14 protein-coding genes are annotated in these 19,134 nt (G+C 64.2%); 3 read left to right on the forward strand and 11 right to left on the reverse strand.

Annotated features, from left to right (window positions below; translation table 11 throughout):
- Positions 1-55 precede the first annotated feature (55 nt).
- Both ACODRW_RS22895 and dnaE read right to left on the reverse strand, forming a co-directional pair.
- On the reverse strand, positions 56-499 hold the full coding sequence (locus ACODRW_RS22895) for a GNAT family N-acetyltransferase (RefSeq protein ID WP_488906756.1): 444 nt from the start codon (positions 497-499) through the stop codon (positions 56-58).
- A 121-nt stretch (positions 500-620) separates the two neighbouring features.
- On the reverse strand, positions 621-4,070 hold the full coding sequence (dnaE, locus tag ACODRW_RS22900; RefSeq protein WP_488906757.1) for a DNA polymerase III subunit alpha: 3,450 nt from the start codon (positions 4,068-4,070) through the stop codon (positions 621-623).
- 111 nt (positions 4,071-4,181) lie between these two features.
- Between dnaE and ACODRW_RS22905 the strand changes: the two genes are divergently transcribed.
- A complete protein-coding gene (locus ACODRW_RS22905; protein ID WP_235084698.1) occupies positions 4,182-4,790 on the forward strand; it encodes a flavin reductase family protein in 609 nt (202 codons plus the stop codon).
- On the opposite strand, the gene ACODRW_RS22910 is transcribed toward ACODRW_RS22905, so the two are convergent.
- The 7 genes from ACODRW_RS22910 to ACODRW_RS22940 form a co-directional block, all read right to left on the reverse strand.
- On the reverse strand, positions 4,765-5,688 hold the full coding sequence (locus ACODRW_RS22910) for a VirK/YbjX family protein (protein WP_488906758.1): 924 nt from the start codon (positions 5,686-5,688) through the stop codon (positions 4,765-4,767). The two genes, ACODRW_RS22905 and ACODRW_RS22910, sit on opposite strands and share 26 nt — an antisense overlap.
- 120 nt (positions 5,689-5,808) lie before the next feature.
- Positions 5,809-7,512 (reverse strand): ArnT family glycosyltransferase, encoded by a 1,704-nt coding sequence (locus ACODRW_RS22915; RefSeq protein WP_488906759.1) that lies wholly within the window; start codon positions 7,510-7,512, stop codon positions 5,809-5,811.
- A gap of 184 nt (positions 7,513-7,696) precedes the next feature.
- Entirely contained in the window at positions 7,697-7,951 is a 255-nt protein-coding gene (locus ACODRW_RS22920; RefSeq protein ID WP_107800821.1) for a PhaM family polyhydroxyalkanoate granule multifunctional regulatory protein, read from the reverse strand.
- Between the two features lie 79 nt (positions 7,952-8,030).
- Complete coding sequence (locus ACODRW_RS22925; protein ID WP_107800820.1) at positions 8,031-10,307, reverse strand: NADP-dependent malic enzyme; 2,277 nt, start codon at positions 10,305-10,307, stop codon at positions 8,031-8,033.
- Between the two features lie 155 nt (positions 10,308-10,462).
- Positions 10,463-11,791: a TRAP transporter large permease gene (locus ACODRW_RS22930; protein WP_081548523.1), complete on the reverse strand. Its 1,329-nt coding sequence runs from the start codon at positions 11,789-11,791 to the stop codon at positions 10,463-10,465.
- Entirely contained in the window at positions 11,788-12,378 is a 591-nt protein-coding gene (locus ACODRW_RS22935) for a TRAP transporter small permease (protein ID WP_107800819.1), read from the reverse strand. The genes ACODRW_RS22930 and ACODRW_RS22935 overlap by 4 nt, the downstream gene beginning before the upstream one ends.
- Positions 12,379-12,437: 59 nt before the next feature.
- Entirely contained in the window at positions 12,438-13,442 is a 1,005-nt protein-coding gene (locus tag ACODRW_RS22940; RefSeq protein WP_488906760.1) for a TRAP transporter substrate-binding protein, read from the reverse strand.
- A 210-nt stretch (positions 13,443-13,652) separates the two neighbouring features.
- On the opposite strand from ACODRW_RS22940, the gene ACODRW_RS22945 reads away from it, so the two are divergent.
- On the forward strand, positions 13,653-15,938 hold the full coding sequence (locus ACODRW_RS22945) for a PAS domain S-box protein (RefSeq protein WP_233246740.1): 2,286 nt from the start codon (positions 13,653-13,655) through the stop codon (positions 15,936-15,938).
- A 186-nt stretch (positions 15,939-16,124) separates the two neighbouring features.
- Positions 16,125-16,631 carry a DUF1993 domain-containing protein gene (locus ACODRW_RS22950; protein ID WP_081548533.1) on the forward strand — a complete coding sequence of 169 codons (507 nt, stop codon included), beginning with the start codon at positions 16,125-16,127 and terminating at the stop codon, positions 16,629-16,631.
- Here the strand turns inward: ACODRW_RS22950 and ACODRW_RS22955 are convergent.
- Both ACODRW_RS22955 and nadB read right to left on the reverse strand, forming a co-directional pair.
- A complete protein-coding gene (locus ACODRW_RS22955; protein ID WP_488906761.1) occupies positions 16,613-17,182 on the reverse strand; it encodes a nucleotidyltransferase family protein in 570 nt (189 codons plus the stop codon). The genes ACODRW_RS22950 and ACODRW_RS22955 overlap by 19 nt on opposite strands.
- A gap of 10 nt (positions 17,183-17,192) precedes the next feature.
- Positions 17,193-18,791, reverse strand: a complete 1,599-nt coding sequence (gene nadB, locus ACODRW_RS22960) for an L-aspartate oxidase (RefSeq protein WP_235084688.1) — start codon at positions 18,789-18,791, stop codon at positions 17,193-17,195.
- Positions 18,792-19,134 lie beyond the last annotated feature (343 nt).

Below are 19,134 nucleotides of genomic sequence, written 5' to 3' on the forward strand. Positions count from 1 at the left end.
TTGAATGGCGACACAGAAGCCTCCCCCAAAGGGAGGCTTTATTGCGTCTGGACGGCTAGAAATCCGCGCGCATGACCAGGCGCGGATCGTTGTCGCCGAAGTAATGAGGCTGATGTTCGACGACGACAAAGCCAAGCTGCTGGTACAGCCTGACCGCGGGGTTGTCGGGGTGGACCGTCAGTTTAGCGTGGCTGGCCTGGCGCGCCCGCAGCGCCCGCAGCAAGGCTTGCAGCAGTTGCTTGCCTACGCCTTGTCCGCGGCAATGCTCGTGGACCGCCAGCGACATGATCCAGAATTCGCCTTGCTCGCTGCCCGGCGCGCCGATGATGTAGCCGCCCAGTGCCCCGTCTTGCGCGCCCGGCGCGACGAAGAACAGGTCCGGCCACAGGTCGTGGGCCTGGCGGAAGAAAAAGTCCGGGTAGACGTGGTGGCCGAATACCGCTTGCTCGATCTGGAAGACCGGGGCGACGTCTTGGAGTTGCGCCGGGCGTGCCGTCATCTGAAAACATCCTCTTCTGTGGTGCGTTTGAGCGGGCAAGCCTACTGCAATGCCCGGCGCTTGCAAAGCGCCGGGCAAGAAAAAAGCCGCGCTGGGCGCGGCTTGGCGGGAGCGCGGCGGCTCACCACATCACTTTGACCTTGTCGTTGCCCAGCCAGTCCTGCAGCGCCAGCAACAGCCCGTCGTCCAGCCGGACGCCCCAGGGCGGGGGCAGCATCAGGTCGCCGCTGGCCGCACCGTTGTTGTAATGGATGCGCACCGGGCAGCCGGCGTCTTCGCTGCGGAACGGGTGCAGCTGGGCCTTGAGTTTGCTGACGTCCACCTTGCCGGCCAGTTTCAGCGACAGGCTGCGCGCGTAGCGGCTGCGCGCCTCGCCCAGCTCATAGACTTTGTCTGCGATGATGCGCAGGCCGCCGGAGAAGTTATCCTCGCTGACCTTGCCTTCTATCACCAGCACCACGTCGTCTTTCAAGCGGCTGCGGTTGGCTTCGAAGCTTTCCGCGAACAGGCTGACTTCCAATTTGGTGCTGCCGTCGTCCAGCTGCACGAAGGCCATTTTGCCGCGGTTGCCCACTTTGACGCGGATGCCGGTGACGAAGCCGGCCAGCAACTGGGGCTCCTTGCGCGGGCTGAGCCGGGACAGCGGGGTCTTGATGAAGCCGCGGATTTCCTTGGCGTAGGCGGCGAAAGGGTGGCCGGACAGGTAGAAGCCGATGGCCAGCTTTTCTTCCGCCAGCTTGACCGCGTCGCTCCACGGCTTGATCTCGACCATTTCCACGCTGGGGGCGACGTCGTCGCCGAACATGTCGAACAAGCCGCCCTGATTGGCGTTGGCGTGCTCCTGTTCGGCGGCGTCCATCGCCAGCCCGACGTTGCCGAACAGCTTGGCCCGGTTGGGCTCTATGCTGTCGAAGGCGCCGGCGCGGATCAGTGCTTCGATCACGCGCTTGTTGACGATTTTCTTGTCGGTGCGGCTGCAGAAGTCGAACAAGTCCTTGAACGGCCCGGACGCGGCGCGGACTGCGACGATGTGGTCGACGGCGGCTTCGCCGGTGCCCTTGATCGCACCCAGCGCGTAGCGGATGTGCTTGCGGTCCACCGGCACGAAGCGGTAGTAGCTCTGGTTGACGTCGGGCGGCAGGAAGATCAGGCCGTTTTTGCCGTCCACGCTGTCGTCGTAGAACACCTTGAGCTGGTCAGTGTTGTCCAATTCCGAGGACATGGTGGCCGCCATGAAGGCCGCGGTGTGGTGGGCCTTGAGCCAGGCGGTCTGATAGGAGACCACGGCGTAGGCGGCGGTGTGCGACTTGTTGAAGCCGTACTCGGCGAACTTGGCCATCAGGTCGAACAGCATTTCGGCGAGCTTGGGGTCGTAGCCCTTGGTGGCGGCGCCCTGGGCGATCTTGCCGCGGTGCTCGGCCATTTCTTCCGGTTTTTTCTTGCCCATCGCCCGGCGCAGCATGTCGGCGCCGCCCAGGGTGTAGCCGCCGATGATCTGCGAGATCTGCATCACCTGTTCCTGGTAGACGATCACGCCGTAGGTCGGGTCCAGGCAGGCCTGCAGGTCCGGGTGGTAGTAGTCGACCTCTTGCTTGCCGGCCTTGCGCAGGATGAAGTCGTCCACCATGCCGGAGCCGAGCGGGCCCGGACGGTACAGGGCCAGCACAGCGATGATGTCTTCGAAACGGTCGGGCTTCAGTTTTTCCAGCAGCCGCTTCATGCCGTCCGATTCAAGCTGGAAGACGGCGGTGGTATTGGCCTGCTGCAGCACTTTGTAGGCGGCGGCGTCGGTGAACTCGAGCAGATTGAGGTCGGTGTCGAAGCTGGGGTCCAGGTCTTTGATGTAGCCGACCGCCAGTTCGATAATCGTCAGGTTGCGCAGGCCGAGGAAGTCGAACTTCACCAGGCCCACTTTTTCCACATCGTCCTTGTCCAGCATGGACACCGGCACCGAGCCGTCGCCGCTGGCCTGGTACATCGGGCAGAAGTCGGTGATCTTGCCCGGCGCGATCAAGACGCCGCCGGCGTGCATGCCGATGTTGCGGGTCAGGCCTTCCAGCTTCTTGGCCAACTCCCACAGCTCGCGCAGTTCCTCCTCGTTTTCCAGCCGCTCGCGCAGCACCGGCTCCATTTCCACCGCGTCGTCCAGCGAGTATTGCTTGCCGGGCGCGGCGGGAATCAGTTTGGAGATGCCGTCGCAGAACATATACGGCAGGTCCAGCACCCGGCCGACGTCGCGCACCACGGCCTTGGCCGCCATGGTGCCGAAGGTGGCGATCTGCGACACCGCTTCGGCGCCGTATTTTTGGCGCACGTATTCGATCACGCGGTAGCGATTGTCCTGGCAGAAGTCGATGTCGAAGTCGGGCATGGAGACCCGCTCGGGGTTGAGGAAGCGTTCGAACAGCAGCGCGTAGGCCAGCGGGTCGATGTCGGTGATGCCGATGCTGTAGGCCACCAGCGAGCCGGCGCCGGAGCCGCGGCCGGGACCCACCGGGCAGCCGTTGTTCTTGGCCCAGTTGATGAAGTCCGCCACGATCAGGAAGTAGCCGGGGAAGCCCATCTGGATGATGGTGTCGCACTCGATCTTCAAGCGCTCGTCGTAGCGCGGCCGCTCTTGGGCGCGCGTTTCCGGATCAGGATAGAGTTTGACCAGCCGTTCTTCCAGTCCCTCCTGGGACAGGTGCACCAGGTAGTCGTCCAGCGTCATGCCGTCCGGCGTCGGGAATTGCGGCAGGTAGTTCTTGCCCAGTTGCACGCTGATATTGCAGCGGCGGGCGATTTCCACCGAGTTTTCCAGCGCCTCGGGGATGTCGGCGAAGCGCTCCAGCATCTGCTCGGTGGACAGGAAGTATTGGTTTTCCTCGAAGCTGCGCGGCCGGCGCTTGTCGCCCAGGGTGAAGCCCTCGGCGATGCAGACGCGGGCCTCGTGGGCCTTGAAGTCGTCCGGGTCCATGAACTGGATGGGGTGGGTGGCCACCACCGGCAGGCCGGTCTCGCCGGCCAGCCACAGCGAGGCTTGCAGCGCGTGCTCCACCTGCGGGTTGTTCAGGCGCTGCAACTCCAGATAGAAGCTGTCCGGGAAGCAGCTCTCCCAATATTCGGCGCGGCGGCGCGCCTCGTCGCGCTGGCCCATCAGCAGGGCCTGGCCCACGTCGCCCATGTGGGCGCCGGACAGGCAGATCAGGCCGCTGTTGTCGCCGTTTTCCAGCCAGGCGCGCTTGAGTTCGGCGCGGCCGCGGTACTGATTGTGGGTGTAGGCGTCGGCCAGCAGTTCGCACAAGCGCCCGTAGCCCTGGCGGTTCTTCACCGTCAGCATCAGGCGATAGGGTTTGTCGCGGTCATCCTCGTTTTCCAGCCAGACATCGCAGGACACGATGGGCTTGACGCCTTTGTCCCGGCAGCCCTTGTAGAACTTGACCATGCCGAAGATGTTCATCAGATCGGACATGCCCACCGCGGGCATATTGTCCTTGATGGCGCGCTTGATGGCGTCATCCAGGCGTACGATGCCGTCGGTGATGGAGAACTCCGAATGGAGGCGCAGATGGATAAAACGAGGTGAGTTCATCGCGTCATTTTACCTGCCGAGCGGTTGCGACACCATCGCCGGGCGCAATTGGCGGCGCTGGTATTTTGTTGCTGTGCAGCATTAGAATGATGGCATCTAGGAGGAATCCCCATGGACTGCGACATCAAGAGCTTGCCGCCGGAGGCGGTCTACCCTTTGCTGGTGGGCAGCGTGCAGCCCCGGCCCATCGCCTGGGTCAGCACTCAGGACTTGCGGGGCGTGGCCAATCTGGCGCCGTTTTCCTTCTTCACCGTGGCCAGCGTGAAGCCGCCGGTGCTGGCGCTGAGCATTCTGACGCCGGCTAGCGGCGGCGAGAAGGATACCCTGGCCAATATCCGCGCCACCGGCGAGTTCGTCGTTAATGTGGTGCCGGAGCGCTTGGCGGAGGCGATGAACCTCAGCTGCGGCCCTTATGCGCCGGAGGTGGACGAGTTCGATCTGGCCGGCGTGAGCAAGGCGCGCAGCCGGCAGGTGAGGGCGCCGGGCGTGGAACAGGCGCCGCTGCGTTTCGAATGCGTGCTGAGCCAGTGCCTGGTGCTGGGCGAAGGCGCGGGCGCCGGCAATCTGGTATTGGGCGAGGTGCGCCACGTGCATGTGGCGGACGAGGCGTGGCGGGACGGCCGCGTGGCGAGCAAGGCCCTGGACTTGGTGGGCAAGCTGGGCGGCGACGAGTTCAGCCGCGCTAAGACGGCTTTCAGTTTGAGGCGGCCCGGCGCGTGACGGCGCTGCGGCTCTGGCTGGCCAGTTCGTCCAGCAAGGCGTAGCGGCGCTGATATTCCGCGCGTTTCTTGCTGGCGATCTCGCTCAGGGGCTTGCGCGGCAGTTGCAGCGGCAGGCTGAAGAAGCGCTTGCAAGCGGTGGGCTGGGCGTCGAAGGTGTCCCAGAAGCTGTCGTAATCGGCGAAGAACTGGCGGCGATAGCGCCAGGAGCTGTAGATATGCTGCCATTTGCTGACGGCCAGCACCTGGTTAGCGCCTATTTCCTGGGCCAGCGCGACCAAGGCCTCAACCGCCAAACGCTTGGGAAACAGGCCGTGGCTTTGCTTGGTGAGCTGGTGCACGGCTTCCGCGCCATGGGGTTTGCGCGGGCCTTGCAGGCCGCCGATGATGATGGCGGTTTCGCCTTGATGGCGGGTGATGGTGAAGGTCAGCGTGGCGATGGCGATCCCTTCCTCCGAGCAGATCTGCAAGGACAACTCGCCTTCTTTGTCGAAGCTGTGGCGGTGCGTCAGCACCGCCGTGATCGCGGCCTCGTTTTTGCCGAGCAGCGCGGCCAGCGGCAGACCGGCGTCGCTGAGCAGGCTGCGGTAGGCGGCGGGAGACACCCGCGTCGCCAGCGTCTGATAGTGTTCGCGCAGAGCCGCCAGCTTGCCGCTTGGGCCAAGAGCGCGGTACAGATAGGGGCGGTGCAGCTTGCAGGCCAGCCGCGGATTGGCCTGCAGATGGCGGCGCAGCGCGGGTTGGCCCCAGCTGTCCAGCCAGCGCAGCGTCCAGGGCAGGGTCAGCAGTCCGCGCAGCGCGAATTTGCAGCGATTCTTCCCTTCGTCGAATCCGTCCTTGCGGGAGAAGCGCCCGCTGGCCAGAGACCAGAATAAATCCACCGCGTTCAGCGCCGACATACCATAACCTCAAGAAAAAAAGGGTTAAGGCTACGTTATCGCGGCGCTGTGATTGTTAATGAATATGGGGCAAATTGTGACGAATTGTGACGATTTCGTCTGAAATTAAATACATTGTAATTATTTTCCCGTATCCAACAGCTGGCCCAGAGGTTGTTCCAGCCGATACAGGCGGAAGCGTTCCTTCGGGTCGCCCGGACGCTGGAAGCTCGCCATCGGCGTCAGACCGCGGAGAAAGGCCGGCAGCTGGTCGTGAAGAGACTGGACCAGCAACCAGCGGCAGTCTTTGGCTTGCGACGTGCTTTCCAGCCGCAGCGTGCGGTAATCGGCGTAGTAGTCCAGCAGCGCGCGTTGGGGTTCGCCCAGGCCGACGCTGGCGACGCATTCGCCTTGCCGGCCGATGTCGGCCAGGACAGGGCGCAGCGGGGCGAAGGTTTCGCGGTAGCGCATGCCGTGATCCAGCGCCGGCAGCCACAGCGTGGCCAGGCCGCCCCACAACAGCACGATGGTCAGGCTCCAGCGCCAGGCGAAGCCGGGCGCGGTATCGGCCGGGAAGCGTCGCCATAGCCAGGCCGCGCCGCCGGCGATCAGGCCGAAGGCCAGCCAGGTCCATGGATGCCACTGCGGGTGCCAATCGGTGAACTTGCGGTGCAGCAGGTGACGGGACCATTGCGCCGGTTCGCCGGTGGAAAGCACCCAGGCGACGGCGAGCACGAAGGCGCCAAGCGCCAGGCAGAGAAACAGGCTGAAGCCGGACAGCGCGCGCCAGCCGCGATGGGATTCGCCGGCGCGCAAACCGGCGATGGCCAGCAGCGCCAGCGGCAGCAGCAAGGGCATCGCATAGAGTTCGCGGGCGTCGCCCGCCAGCGACAAGACGGTCAGCGTCACCAGCCAGAGCAGCGCCGGCGCCGCCGGCCAGGCGCGGGTCCATTGTCGGCGGCCGCGCCACAGCCCCCACAAGGCCAGCGGCAAGACCGGGATGCCGTACCAGGGCAGGGTGCGGCCGTAGAACAGGCGCGGCGCCTTGGGACCCAGGTGGGCGCTGCCGTCGAAGCGGCCGAAGTTGTTCACTTTGAACCACAGCTGGAACAAGGCCGGGTCGCGCAAGTACAGGCTCAAGCCCCACAGCGCGGCCAGCGGCAGGCCGATCAACGCGGCCAGCAGCAGGCCGCCGGCGTAACGGCGGTTGCGGTAATCCGGGTGCAGCGGCAGCAACAAGGCGGTCAGGCCCAGGCAGCCGGGGCCGAGCAGGCCCTTGCTCAAGAAGGCGACGCCGCCGCCCAGGCCCAGCAGCGCGCCGCCGAGCAAGGCGCGCCGGCGCAGTAGCACCAGTCCGGCCAGCCCCCAGGCCATGCCGGCCAACAGGGCGGTGTCCGTGATCATTTGATGGGCGCGCATCGGCAGGCCCAGGCAACCCAGCAGCAGCAAGGCGCCCCAGGCGGCGGCGCGGCGGCCGTACAAGGCGCCGGCGGAGACGGCGGTGCCGGCCAGGGCCAGCGCCATCCAGCCGCCGGCGGCCAGCCGCGCGGCGTCCGGCGCGCTGAGCCAGCCGCTGAACAATTGCATGGTGAAGGCGGCGCTGATGAAGAACAGCGGCGGCTTTTCCATGAAGGGCTCGCCGGCCAGCGTCGGCACGATCCAGTCGCCGGTCTGAGCGATATGGCGGATCAGGCCGAAGGTGTAGGCTTCGTCCGGCTTCCAGGGCTCATGACCCACCAGGCCGGGCAGCAGCCAGGCGACGGCGATGAGCAAGAACAGCCAGACGGGGATGGAAGGCAGGCCGGAATCTGCGGGCTGCGCGGCGTAAGGAGTGGAGAAACGCATGGAGTCCGCGGAAAAGTGGTCGTTAATTGTTATGGGAAAGGGGAGGGCGAGCCGTCCCGTTCATCACCTTGAGGCATGGCGACCGCGGGCTTCTGCCAGGAAGATCCGCGGCCGGACGGTAGAGTGTAGCGTTGTTTGCGCGCCAAGCAAACTTGAGCGCGGCCGCATCGGGGCGGGGGCGGTTTCAATTGTGCGGCGGGTCTTTAGGCCGCATCGAGTGCAGCGCGGACTTCTGCATTTCCAGGGCTTTGATCTGCATGCTCAGCATGCCCATATTCATGGTCAGCCAGCTTTCCACCACGCGCAATTCCGCCAGCTTGCGCTCGATCTCCTCCTCGCTCATCGGCGGCAGAAAGGGCTGCATGCCCGGCGGCGTGGCGGTTTGCCAGAACTGGCGGAATAGGGAGAAGGGGTCGTTGGGGTTGAATTCGTTGCTCATGAGCGGCTCCCTTGGCGAAGAAAAAACGGGCAAGCTGTGCTTGCCCGTTCAGTATATGCCTTAAATGCCAGGCAAACGCTTACTTGCTGTTCTGCGCGTCCACGGCGGCCAGGGCCACCATATTGACGATGCGGCGCACCGAAGCGATCGGGGTCAGGATGTGAGCCGGCTTGCTCATGCCCATCAGGATGGGGCCGATGGTCACGCCGTCGGAGGCGGAAACGCGCAACAGGTTGTAGCTGATGTTGGCGGCTTCCACATTCGGCATGATCAACAGATTGGCCGAGCCTTTCAGCGTGCTGTCCGGCATGGCCTGGTTGCGGATGCTTTCCACCAGCGCGGCGTCGCCCTGCATTTCGCCGTCGATTTCCAGATCCGGCTGCGCCGAGCGGATCTGGTCGAAGGCGGCGCGCATCTTCTGCGCCGAGGCGCTGTTCAGCGTGCCGAAGCTGGAGTTGGACAGCAGCGCGGCCTTGGGCGCAATGCCGAAGCGCTTGATCGATTCGCTGGCCATGCGGGTGATGCTGGCCAGTTGTTCGGCGCTCGGGTCGGCGTTGACGTAGGTGTCGGCGATGAAGATGTTGCCGGTGGGCAGGATCAGCGCGTTCATCGCGCCGGCCACTTGCTCCGGGTTGTTGTAGCCGAGCACGGTTTCAACGATGTCGAAGTGCTGGCGGTACGGCCCGTAGGTGCCGCAGATCATCGCGTCGGCGTCGCCGCGGCGCACCATCATTGCGCCGATCAGCGTGGTGTTGCCGATCACGCGACGGCGAGCCTGCTCCTGGGACACGCCCTTGCGCTTGGTCAGCTGGTAGTACTCTTTCCAGTACTCGGCGAAGCGCGGATCGGATTCGTTGTTGACGATCTCGAAGTCCTTGCCGGCCACCAGTTTCAGGCCCAGCTTCTGGATGCGCATGTCGATGACGCTGGGGCGGCCGATCAGGATGGGCTTGGCCAGGCCTTGGGTGACGATTTCCTGAGTGGCGTGCAGCACGCGCTCGTCTTCGCCCTCGGTCAGCACCACGCGCTTCTGGTCTTTCTTGGCCTGGGCGAACACCGGCTTCATGAACAGATTGGTCTTGTACACGAACTGGGCCAGTTGATCGGCGTAGGCGTCGAAGTCCTGGATCGGGCGAGTGGCCACGCCGGAATCCATTGCGGCCTTGGCCACGGCGGGCGCGATCTTGACGATCAGACGCGGGTCGAACGGTTTCGGAATCACGTATTCCGGGCCGAAGGACAGCTCCTGGTCGCCGTAGGCGGTGGCCACCACGTCGTTTTGCTCGGCCAGCGCCAGGTCGGCGATGGCGCGCACCGTGGCCAGCTTCATCTCTTCATTGATGGTGGTGGCGCCCACGTCCAGCGCGCCGCGGAAGATGAAGGGGAAGCACAGCACGTTGTTGACCTGGTTCGGATAGTCCGAACGGCCGGTGCCGATGATGGCGTCCGGGCGCACTTCCTTGACCAGCGGCGGCAGAATTTCCGGCTCCGGGTTGGCCATGGCCAGGATCAGCGGCGAGCGGGCCATGGATTTGACCATGTCCTGGGACACCAGCTTGGGACCGGACAGGCCCATGAAGATGTCGGCGCCGGCCATGGCGTCGGCCAGCTTGCGTTGGCCGTTGTCCTTGATCGCGTAGCGTTTCTTGGAGTCGTCCAGTTTCTCGTCGCGGCCTTCGTAGATCACGCCTTTGGAGTCGCAGACGGTGATGTTGTCGCGGTTCACGCCCAGCGCCACCAGCAGGTCCAGGCAGGCGATGGCGGCGGCGCCGGCGCCGGAGGCCACCACGCGCACTTGCGCGATGTCCTTCTCCACCAGGCGCAGGCCGTTGAGCACCGCGGCGGCGGCCACGATGGCGGTGCCGTGCTGGTCGTCATGGAACACCGGAATGTTCATGCGTTCGCGGCACTTCTTCTCGATGTAGAAGCACTCGGGCGCCTTGATGTCTTCCAGGTTGATGCCGCCGAAAGTGGGTTCCAGCGAACAGATGATGTCCACCAGCTTGTCCGGATCCAGCTCGTTGACCTCGATGTCGAACACATCGATGCCGGCGAACTTCTTGAACAGCACGCCCTTGCCTTCCATCACCGGCTTGCCGGCCAGCGCGCCGATATTGCCCAGGCCCAGCACCGCGGTGCCGTTGGAGATCACCGCCACCAGATTGCCGCGCGCGGTGTATTTGTAGGCGTTCAGCGGATCTTCCACGATGGCGTCGCAGGCGGCCGCCACTCCGGGGGAGTAGGCCAGGGCGAGATCGCGTTGGGTGGTGAGAGGCTTGGTCGGGGCAACCTGGATTTTGCCCGGGTTGGGGTACTGGTGGTATTCCAGTGCGCTCTGGCGCAATTGCTCGTCCATTCTCTGGGACTCCTGAGGTTGATCTTTAGGTGGTTGGTTGGTGTAAGAGAGTAACTACACATTATACGGGCTTAAGGGCGGGCGGGGCTATCGCCTTGTCGGACAAAAAACGCGATGGCGCATGCCATCGCGTTTTCACGCCTGTCAGGCGGATGCTAATTCACCATGCCCAGCGCGCGCGGCAGCCATAGCGAGATCTCCGGAATGTAGGTGACGGCCACCAGGAAGCCCAGCATGGTCAGCAACCAGGGCCAGACCGCCACCGTCAGTTCGGTGATGCCCATCTTGGTGATCCCGGAAGCCACGTAAAGGTTCAATCCCACCGGCGGGTGGCACATGCCCACTTCCATGTTCACCGCGATCAGAATGCCGAAGTGGATGGGATTGACGCCCAGTTTCACCGCCACCGGATAGAGGATGGGCGCCATGATCAGCACGATGGCGGACGGGTCCATGAAGTTGCCGGCCGCCAGCAGCAGGATATTGGTCAGCAGCAGGAAGGCGACGATGCCCAGGCCCTGGCCGGTCATCCAGGCCGCCATCGCCTGCGGAATCTGCTCGGACGCGAGCAAGAAGGAGAACAGCACCGCGTTGGTGATGATGTAGAGCAGCATGGAACTCATGGACGCCGCGTTCAGCAAGACCTTGGGCACGTCCTTCAGCCCCATATCCTTGTAGACGAAGACCGCGATCACGAAGGCGTACACCGCCGCCATCGCCGCCGCCTCGGTGGGCGTGAAGATGCCGCTGTAAATGCCGCCTATCACCAGCGCGATCAACAACAGCCCCCAGACGCTGTCGCGGAAAGCCTGCCAACGCTCGCCCCAGCCGGCGCGGGGCAGGCGCGGGTAGTCGAACTTTTTGGCGCGGAACCAGGTGGTCAGGCCCAGCAGCAGGGACAGGCACAGGCCGGGCAGCACGCCCGCCATGAACAGCTGGCCCACCGAGGCGGTGCTGACGCTCATGCCGTTGGGGCCGGTGACATCCATGCCGGCGGTGGCAATGCTGTACATCACCAGATTGATCGACGGCGGAAACAGAATGCCCAGCGCGCCGGAAGTGGTGATCACGCCGGCGCCGAAGCGCTGCGGATAGCCCTGTTTGACCATGGCCGGCAGAATGATGGAACCCACCGCCACCACGGTGGCGACAGATGAGCCGGTGATGGCGGCGAACAGCGCGCAGGACACCACGCCGGCCAGACCCAGGCCGCCGTACCAGTGGCCCACCAGGGTAGTGGCGAAGCGGATCATCCGTTTGGCCACGCCGCCGTGCATCAGGAAGTTGCCGGCCAGGATGAAGAAGGGGATGGCCATGATTTCAAACTTCTCGATGCCGGTGAACAGCTTCAGCGCCACCGAGGTGACCGGCACATCCGTCATGGTGAACAGGAAGGTCAGCACCGTCAGGCCCAGGGAGATGGAAATCGGCATGCCGGTCAGCATCAGCAGCATCAACAGGCCGAAAATGATCAAGGCGCTCATGGGCGGCCTCCGTGATGCATATCGTGGGGGTGCATATTGTCCAGCTGCTCGTCGCCGTCCAGGCCGTCCACATGGCCGTGGTCATGCTTGGGCAGCGAGCCGGTCCTGAGGAAGTTCCAGGCCACTTGCAGGAAGCGGAAGCACATCAGCGAAGAACCACAGGGAATGGCCAGGTAGACCAGCCACATCGGCGCCTCCAGATCCGGCGAGGTTTGATCGGTGTGGGCGATGTCCCAGACGAAATCCGCGCCCATGACGGCGACGGTGCCGGTGAACAGCGCGCCGGCCAGCAGGCCGAAGACGATGAAACGTCCGCGGCGTTTGTCGCTGAGCCGGTTGATCAGCACATCCACGCCGACATGGATGCCGGTGCGCACGCCGTAAGCGGCGCCGAACTTGGCCATCCAGACGAAGAGGTAAATGGTCAGCTCCTGCGCCCAGGACATATTGATGTGGGCGAGCAGCGGTTGCAGAGTGGCGATGCCCGAACCGTAGCGGTGCAGCACCGCGGTAAAGGTGATGAGGGTGGCCGCCCCCATCAGGCAGGCGATCATCCACTCCTCAAGGTGATCGAGGAATTTCAACATATCTGTCTCCGCATGGAACAAGAGCATGCTTGAGGGCATGCTCTTGAACCGGGCTGGCTTTATTTGGCCGGATTGAAACCGGTTTCTTTATAGATCTGGTTTAGCAGATCCTGGCCAATGCGGCCGGCCATCTTGGCGTGGACCGGCGCCAACGCCTTTTTGAAGGCGCTGCGTTCCTGCGGAGTGGGGGTGTAGATCTGGGTTTTGCCGGAAGCCTTGATGCCGGCCAGCGCGCGTTCGTTTTCCTTCTTGGCGATATCGTTGGCGTAGGTGGACGCATCGCGGATCGCGCTGTCCAGCTGGGCGCGCACGTCGGCCGGCAGGCCGTCCCAGAACTTCTTATTGACGATGACGGCGTAGCCGAGGAAGCCGTGCTGGGTCAGCGTCAGCTGTTTTTGCACCTCATAGGCCTTGCTGGTGTACAGATTGGACGCTTCCAGCTCGGTGCCGTCCACCACGCCGGTCTGCAGCGCCTGATACACCTCGGAGAAAGCCATCACTTGCGGCAGCGCGCCCAGGGTGCGCATTTCCTCTTCCAGCACCTTGGACGACTGGATGCGGATCTTCATGCCCTTGAGGTCGGCCGGGGTGCGGATGGGCTTGTTGGCGGAGAAGTTCTTAAAGCCGTTGTCCCAATAGGCCAGGCCCTTGATGCCCTTGCCCTCCAGCTTGCCCAGCAACTGCTTGCCGATGGGGCCGTGCATCACCTTGTTGACCTGGTCGTAGTTGTCGAACAGATAGGGCAGATCGAAGACCTCGAACTCCTTGACCCCCAGCGGGCCGAACTTGGCCAGGCTGGGCGCCAGCATCTGCACCGCGCCCAGCTGCAGCGCCTCCAGTTCTTCCTTGTCCTTGTACAACTGGCTGTTGGGATACACTTGCACCTTGACCTTGCCCTTGGTGCGTTCCTCAGCCAGTTTCTTGAAATATTCGGCGGCTTTGCCCTTGGGGGTGTCCGGAGACACCACATGGCTGAATTTGATGAGGATCTCGCCGGCGGCGTTGGCAACGCCGGACAAGGCGAACGCGGCGCAGAGGGCCACGGCGGCAGTCTTCAGTTTCATTCTCTATCTCCATCGTACTTGTATAGTGTTGTATGGAATCCACCAATCCCTTGGCATTTTATGGCCGGCAAAAGCGATTTGGCCGGCGCCGTGGGCGGTTTTTCCTTATGCGCTGTCCTTGTGGACAGTCTGCTTGTTCCGTGTAAAGTAGGATTTCCTATTTCTTTCAACTATTAGGGACTTCCGCATTAGGGCTTTCCCTAGAATGCCATGCAGATAAAAAATTTATTGTCGCGCCGTTCCCCCGGCATGCTCTGGCTCAGCGCCGGCGCGCTGTTGCTGGCCCTGCTGTTGGCGCTGGGCAGCCTGTTCTACCTGGTTTACCGGGACTGGCGCGACGAGCAGCAAGACAATCTGATCCAGGAAGTGCTGTGGCTGGAGCAGTCCTTGCGCATGTATCTGGAAGGGCAGCAGGAATGGGCTGAAAATCTGGGCCGGGAAATCGAGGACGGCAATATCGACAGCCAGCGTTTTGCCCGGCAAGCCGCGTTTTACCTGCGGGGCAACCCGGAACTGCTGAGCATCGAGCAGGTGGACGTGGACGGCAGGGTGGTGCGCGACCAGCACGGCACCCGCCGCGACGGCAGCGTGCTGACCGGAGAAACCTTCGACGCGCTGTGGCGCGCCAACCGCCTGCTGCGGCCCAGTTACGGCGAACCCTATCAGGGCGGCGACGGCAAATACCGCTTCGATCTGGCCGTGCCCATCGTCCACGACGGCAAACCCCTGGGCGGGCTGAGGCTGGCTTATCAGATGGACCTGCTGTTGTTCAACCAGGTGCCGTGGTGGATCGCCTCCAAGAACTACATCAGCATCCAGGATTTGAGCGGCAAAATCCTGGCCAGCAAGTTCGATCCGGCGGAGCGTCCCGGCACCCTCTCGCATCAGACCAGCTTCGATCCCCCCGGCTACGGCCTCTATCTGCACGCGACCAGCTACCGCGCCGGCCTGGGGCTGACCCTGCCGGTGCTGTCCGGCCTGATCGCGCTGCTGGTCAGCGCGCTCTTGTACGCTGCCTGGCGCATCCGCCGCCATGTGCGCGAACGCGCGCACGCGGAACAGGCGCTGGCCAAGGAAGTGTCCTTGCGCCAGGCGATAGAAGACTGCATGAAAAGCGGCCTGGTGGCTTTGGAGGACGAAGGGCGCATCGTGCGCGTCAACCGCGCCTTCTGCGACATGTTGGGCTTCGGCGCGGACGAACTGGTGGGTCAGGCGCCGCCGCATCCGTTCTGGCCGGAGGATGACCACGCGGCCATGACCGCGGCGATCGCCGCGGTGCGCGACAACCGTCAGCCGGAAGAGGGCTTCGAACTGCGCTTTGCGCGCAAGGACGGCGAATTCATCGAAGTGCGGCTCTACGCCACCCCGTTGGTGGAAGCCGACGGCAGCCAGCGCGGCTGGATCGCGTCCCTGTTCGACATCACCGAGCGCAAGCGGCAGCGGCTGGCGCTCAACGCCTCCCATCAGCGCTTCCTCACCGTGCTCAACGGCCTGGTGGCCGGCGTCTGCGTGATGGAAGAAAGCGGCGGCCTGTTGCTGTATGCCAATCCGGCGTTTGCCCGGCTATGGCTGACGGTGGAGCCGGACGGCCCCTGCTGCGTGCTGCTGCCCGGCCTGCAGGAACAGCCGGAACAAGACGAGTACGGCCTGGAATTCACCACCGACGGCGGCGGCAGCTGGTTCCAGATGCACCGCCGCCGCATCGACTGGGTGAACGGCGAATCCGCCTGGCTGGCCATCCTGGCCGACGTCAGCGAAGACAAGGCGCGCGAAGGGCGGGAACTGGCGCAGCAGGAACGGCTGCAAAACACCTCGCGCCTGATCGCCATGGGCGAAATGGCCTCCACGCTAGCGCATGAACTGAACCAGCCGCTGACCGCCATCAACACCTACGCCGCCGGCGTCAGCCGCCGGCTGCCGGCGGAACTGGAACTGCCGGCCGGCGTGCGCGAAGCGATCCAGGAAATCGCCGGACAGGCCAAGCGCGCCGCCCAGATCGTCAGCAGCATCCGCGCCTTCGTCAAAAAGCACGAGCCGCAATTGCAGCGCGTGGAACCGGGGCCGGTGGTGCTGCGCGCCGTTGGCCTGGCGGAAGGCCTGGCGGTCAAAGCCGGGGTCAAGCTGCAGGTGGAACAAGACCCGGCAGGCTGCCTGCTGGACATGGACCCGGTGCTGATCGAGCAAGTGCTGCTCAATCTGATGAAAAACGCCATTGAAGCGATGCAGGAAGCGCAGACCAAGCGGCCCAGGGTCAAGGTCCGCACCTCCATCGGCACCGCCTTCTGGCGGGTGGAAGTGGTGGACAACGGCCCCGGCCTGTCCGAGGCGATGAAGAGCAATCTGTTCACCCCGTTCTACTCCACCAAGCCGGAAGGCATGGGCATAGGCCTGAACATCTGCCGGTCCATTGTTGAATTCCACCGCGGCGAATTCGGCGCCAACAGCACCGTGGCCGGCGGCTGCGCGTTCTGGTTCACCCTGCCGCTGGCCAAGTGAGGGCCCTGCCTCCGCGCCTCCGCATGGGACAGAGAGGGCAGGCGGCGGATGGGGGCGGTGAAGGCCCGTTTTGAATAAGCCGCTGCCGGGTCCGCGTCTGTTTCCCGGCGGCGGATTGGCTTATGCTGTGGCGGCGCGCCGGAATGTCCGCCGCGCCCGCCTTCCCGCATCCGACAGGAGCCCGCCATGTCCGTTTCCATGTACCAAGCCTCCGTCCCGGCGCTGATCCGGGGCCTGAACAATCTGTCCGCCATCCTGGACAAGGCCGCCGCCGACGCCGCCGCGCGCAACATCGCGCCGGATGTGCTGCTGAACGCCCGGCTGGCGCCGGACATGTTCGCGCTGACGCGCCAGGTGCAGATCGCCAGCGACAGCGCCAAAGGCTGCGCCGCGCGGCTGGCGGGCGTCGACGTGCCCAGCTACGCCGACGACGAAGCCAGCTTTGCCGATTTGCAACAGCGCATCGCCAAGACCGTGGCGTTTTTGCAGGGTTTTAACGCTGCGCAGATCGACGGCAGCGAAACGCGGGAAGTGGTGCTGAAAGTGCGCGGCGACGAGATCCGCTTCAGCGGACAGAACTATCTGCTGGGCTTTGTGCTGCCCAACTTCTACTTCCACCTCACCGCCGCCTACGCCATCCTGCGCCACAACGGCGTGGCGCTGGGCAAGATGGATTACTTGGGCGGCGTGTAGTCCCGGGCGGGGAGCCGCCGCAGCGCTGGCCAGCGCTGCAAAAACTGCTTGTCCATCAGCCTGCGCTCAAACACGGCGGCGTTGCCATGCCTGGGATTATGGCGCAACACGCCGTTCATTAAATCGTCCAGACCGCAGGGAGCCAGAATCCGCACGCGGTCTTCCTCATCCAGCCAGGCCGCCACGGAAGTGGCGGTTTCCGGCCAACTAGCCACCCCGTCCGCCAGGCTTTGTAATGGCGGCAAGGGGCGGCCCGGCTCCTGTTCGCGCCAGAGGTGCACCGCCGCCTGATTGCAGACTTCCCAGTTCAAGCTTGGCAGCGCAGTGCGCAATTGGGCTTCCAATTGATGCTCGCGCTCTGGGCTTAAGTCCGCGGGGTCGAAGTAAACCAGATCTATGTCCGGGATAGGTGTGGGCCGTGCATGGCCGCACAGCCGGTCCCAAACCAGGCTGCGGATGGCTCCGGCGCCGATGGCCCAGGAGGATAGGCCCAAGGCGCGCCCAGCGCCAAGCGCCTCCATCAGCCACGGCTGCCCGCGCAGCAAAGCCACTAACTGCCGCTCATGCTCCATCGGCTTGCGCCGGGGCCTCCGGCGTCAGGATGGTCTCCTGCGCCAGCTCCAGCTTCTCCGGATAGTCGCGGCTGTAGTGCAGGCCGCGGCTCTCCTTGCGCAGCAGCGCCGAACGCACGATCAGCTCCGAAGTCTGCACCAGATTGCGCAGCTCGATCAGATCGTTGCTGACGTGGAAATGGCGGTAATACTCGTTGATCTCCTCGGACAGCAGGCGGATGCGGTTTTGCGCCCGCATCAGCCGCTTATTGGTACGCACAATGCCCACATAGTCCCACATCGCCCGGCGCAGCTCGTCCCAGTTGTGGGAAATCACCACCTCCTCGTCCGGGTCCGTCACCTGGCTGTCGTCCCAGTCCGGGATCTTGGGCAGCTTGATTTCCGGCGCGGCCAGGATGTCCGCCGCCGCCGCCTTGCCTATCACCAGACATTCCAGCAAGGAATTGCTGGCCAGCCGGTTGGCCCCGTGCAGGCCGGTGCAGGCCACTTCGCCCACCGCGTACAGCGCGTCCACATCGGTGTGGCCGGTCAGGTCCGTGACCAGGCCGCCGCAGGTGAAATGCACCGCCGGCACCACCGGGATGGGCTGTTGGGTGATGTCTATGCCCAGCTCCAGGCAATGGGCGTAGATATTGGGGAAATGCTCGCGGATGAAATGGGCCGGCTTGTAGGAAATGTCCAGGTAGACGCAGTCCAGGCCGTGCTTCTTCATCTCAAAGTCGATGGCGCGCGCCACCACGTCGCGCGGCGCCAGCTCGGCGCGCGGATCGTGCTCCGGCATAAAGCGGGTGCCGTCCGGCAGCTTCAGGATGCCCCCCTCGCCGCGCACCGCCTCGGTGATCAGAAAGGACTTGCTGTGCGGGTGATACAGGCAAGTGGGGTGGAACTGCATGAATTCCATATTCCCCACCCGGCAGCCGGCGCGCCAGCCCATGGCGATGCCGTCGCCGGTGGCGGTGTCCGGGTTGGTGGTGTACAGGTAAACCTTGCCGGCGCCGCCGGAGGCCAGAATGGTGTGCTTGGCGGCGATGGTCACCACCTGATCCGCCAGCTTGTCCAGCGCGTACACCCCGTAGGCGCGGTTGCCGGGCAGGCCCAGCTTGCGCGAGGTGATCAGATCGATGGCGATATGCTCTTCCAGCTCCGTGATATTGGGGTGGGCCTTGATCTTCTGCCCCAGCGTGCTGGTCACCGCCGCGCCGGTGGCGTCCGCGGCGTGGATGATGCGGCGGTGGCTGTGGCCACCCTCGCGGGTCAGGTGATAACCGGTGCGGTGGGTTTCATCCTTGGTGAAAGGCACGCCCAGCGCAATCAGCCAATCAATGGCTTCCTTGGAATGCTCGACGATGAAGCGCGTGGTCTCCTCATTGCACAGCCCTGCGCCGGCAATCAGCGTATCGCGGATGTGTTCCTCCACCGAATCCTCGGTGTCCAGCACCGCGGCGATGCCGCCCTGGGCGTAAGTGGAACTGCCTTCCAGCAAATCGCGCTTGGTAATCAGGCCCACCTTGCGGCTTTCCGCCAGGTGCAAGGCCAAGGTCATCCCGGCCAGACCGCTGCCGATGATCAGAACATCAAACTTGAGCATGATGAAATCCTGCAGGACGCAGAGTCGAAATGGATAGGCAGCGTAGCAGACTTCATGCTGGTGTGACAGATGGGGGAGGGGACGGGCGGGCGTAGGTCAAATCCAGGGGAAGGGGCGTGGTTATAGGGATTGAAAAGGCCTGCCTAGCGCCGTATTCGCCGTAAAGCGGGGGGCTCATCGCCGCCGTTGTGCTAGCGTCTATCTGGGAGGGTGCCGCGGAACGACGCCAGCGCCTTGCCTCCCGGCCCCAAGCACGTGATAATCCGGCCGTGCTGTGCATCAGCACCGGAATTAGCGTTCCGAGGCAAGAAGGCGGACAGCCGCACATGCGGCATCCCATGTC

It is taken from the genome of Chromobacterium sp. FG89 (assembly GCF_057808735.1).

Bases quoted from the DNA above. Each gene is read 5' to 3' on its own strand.
- ACODRW_RS22895 (WP_488906756.1), bottom strand. From the start codon at position 499: ATGACGGCACGCCCGGCGCAACTCCAAGACGTCGCCCCGGTCTTCCAG.
- dnaE (WP_488906757.1), bottom strand. From the start codon at position 4,070: ATGAACTCACCTCGTTTTATCCATCTGCGCCTCCATTCGGAGTTCTCC.
- ACODRW_RS22905 (WP_235084698.1), top strand. From the start codon at position 4,182: ATGGACTGCGACATCAAGAGCTTGCCGCCGGAGGCGGTCTACCCTTTG.
- ACODRW_RS22910 (WP_488906758.1), bottom strand. From the start codon at position 5,688: ATGTCGGCGCTGAACGCGGTGGATTTATTCTGGTCTCTGGCCAGCGGG.
- ACODRW_RS22915 (WP_488906759.1), bottom strand. From the start codon at position 7,512: ATGCGTTTCTCCACTCCTTACGCCGCGCAGCCCGCAGATTCCGGCCTG.
- ACODRW_RS22920 (WP_107800821.1), bottom strand. From the start codon at position 7,951: ATGAGCAACGAATTCAACCCCAACGACCCCTTCTCCCTATTCCGCCAG.
- ACODRW_RS22925 (WP_107800820.1), bottom strand. From the start codon at position 10,307: ATGGACGAGCAATTGCGCCAGAGCGCACTGGAATACCACCAGTACCCC.
- ACODRW_RS22930 (WP_081548523.1), bottom strand. From the start codon at position 11,791: ATGAGCGCCTTGATCATTTTCGGCCTGTTGATGCTGCTGATGCTGACC.
- ACODRW_RS22935 (WP_107800819.1), bottom strand. From the start codon at position 12,378: ATGTTGAAATTCCTCGATCACCTTGAGGAGTGGATGATCGCCTGCCTG.
- ACODRW_RS22940 (WP_488906760.1), bottom strand. From the start codon at position 13,442: ATGAAACTGAAGACTGCCGCCGTGGCCCTCTGCGCCGCGTTCGCCTTG.
- ACODRW_RS22945 (WP_233246740.1), top strand. From the start codon at position 13,653: ATGCAGATAAAAAATTTATTGTCGCGCCGTTCCCCCGGCATGCTCTGG.
- ACODRW_RS22950 (WP_081548533.1), top strand. From the start codon at position 16,125: ATGTCCGTTTCCATGTACCAAGCCTCCGTCCCGGCGCTGATCCGGGGC.
- nadB (WP_235084688.1), bottom strand. From the start codon at position 18,791: ATGCTCAAGTTTGATGTTCTGATCATCGGCAGCGGTCTGGCCGGGATG.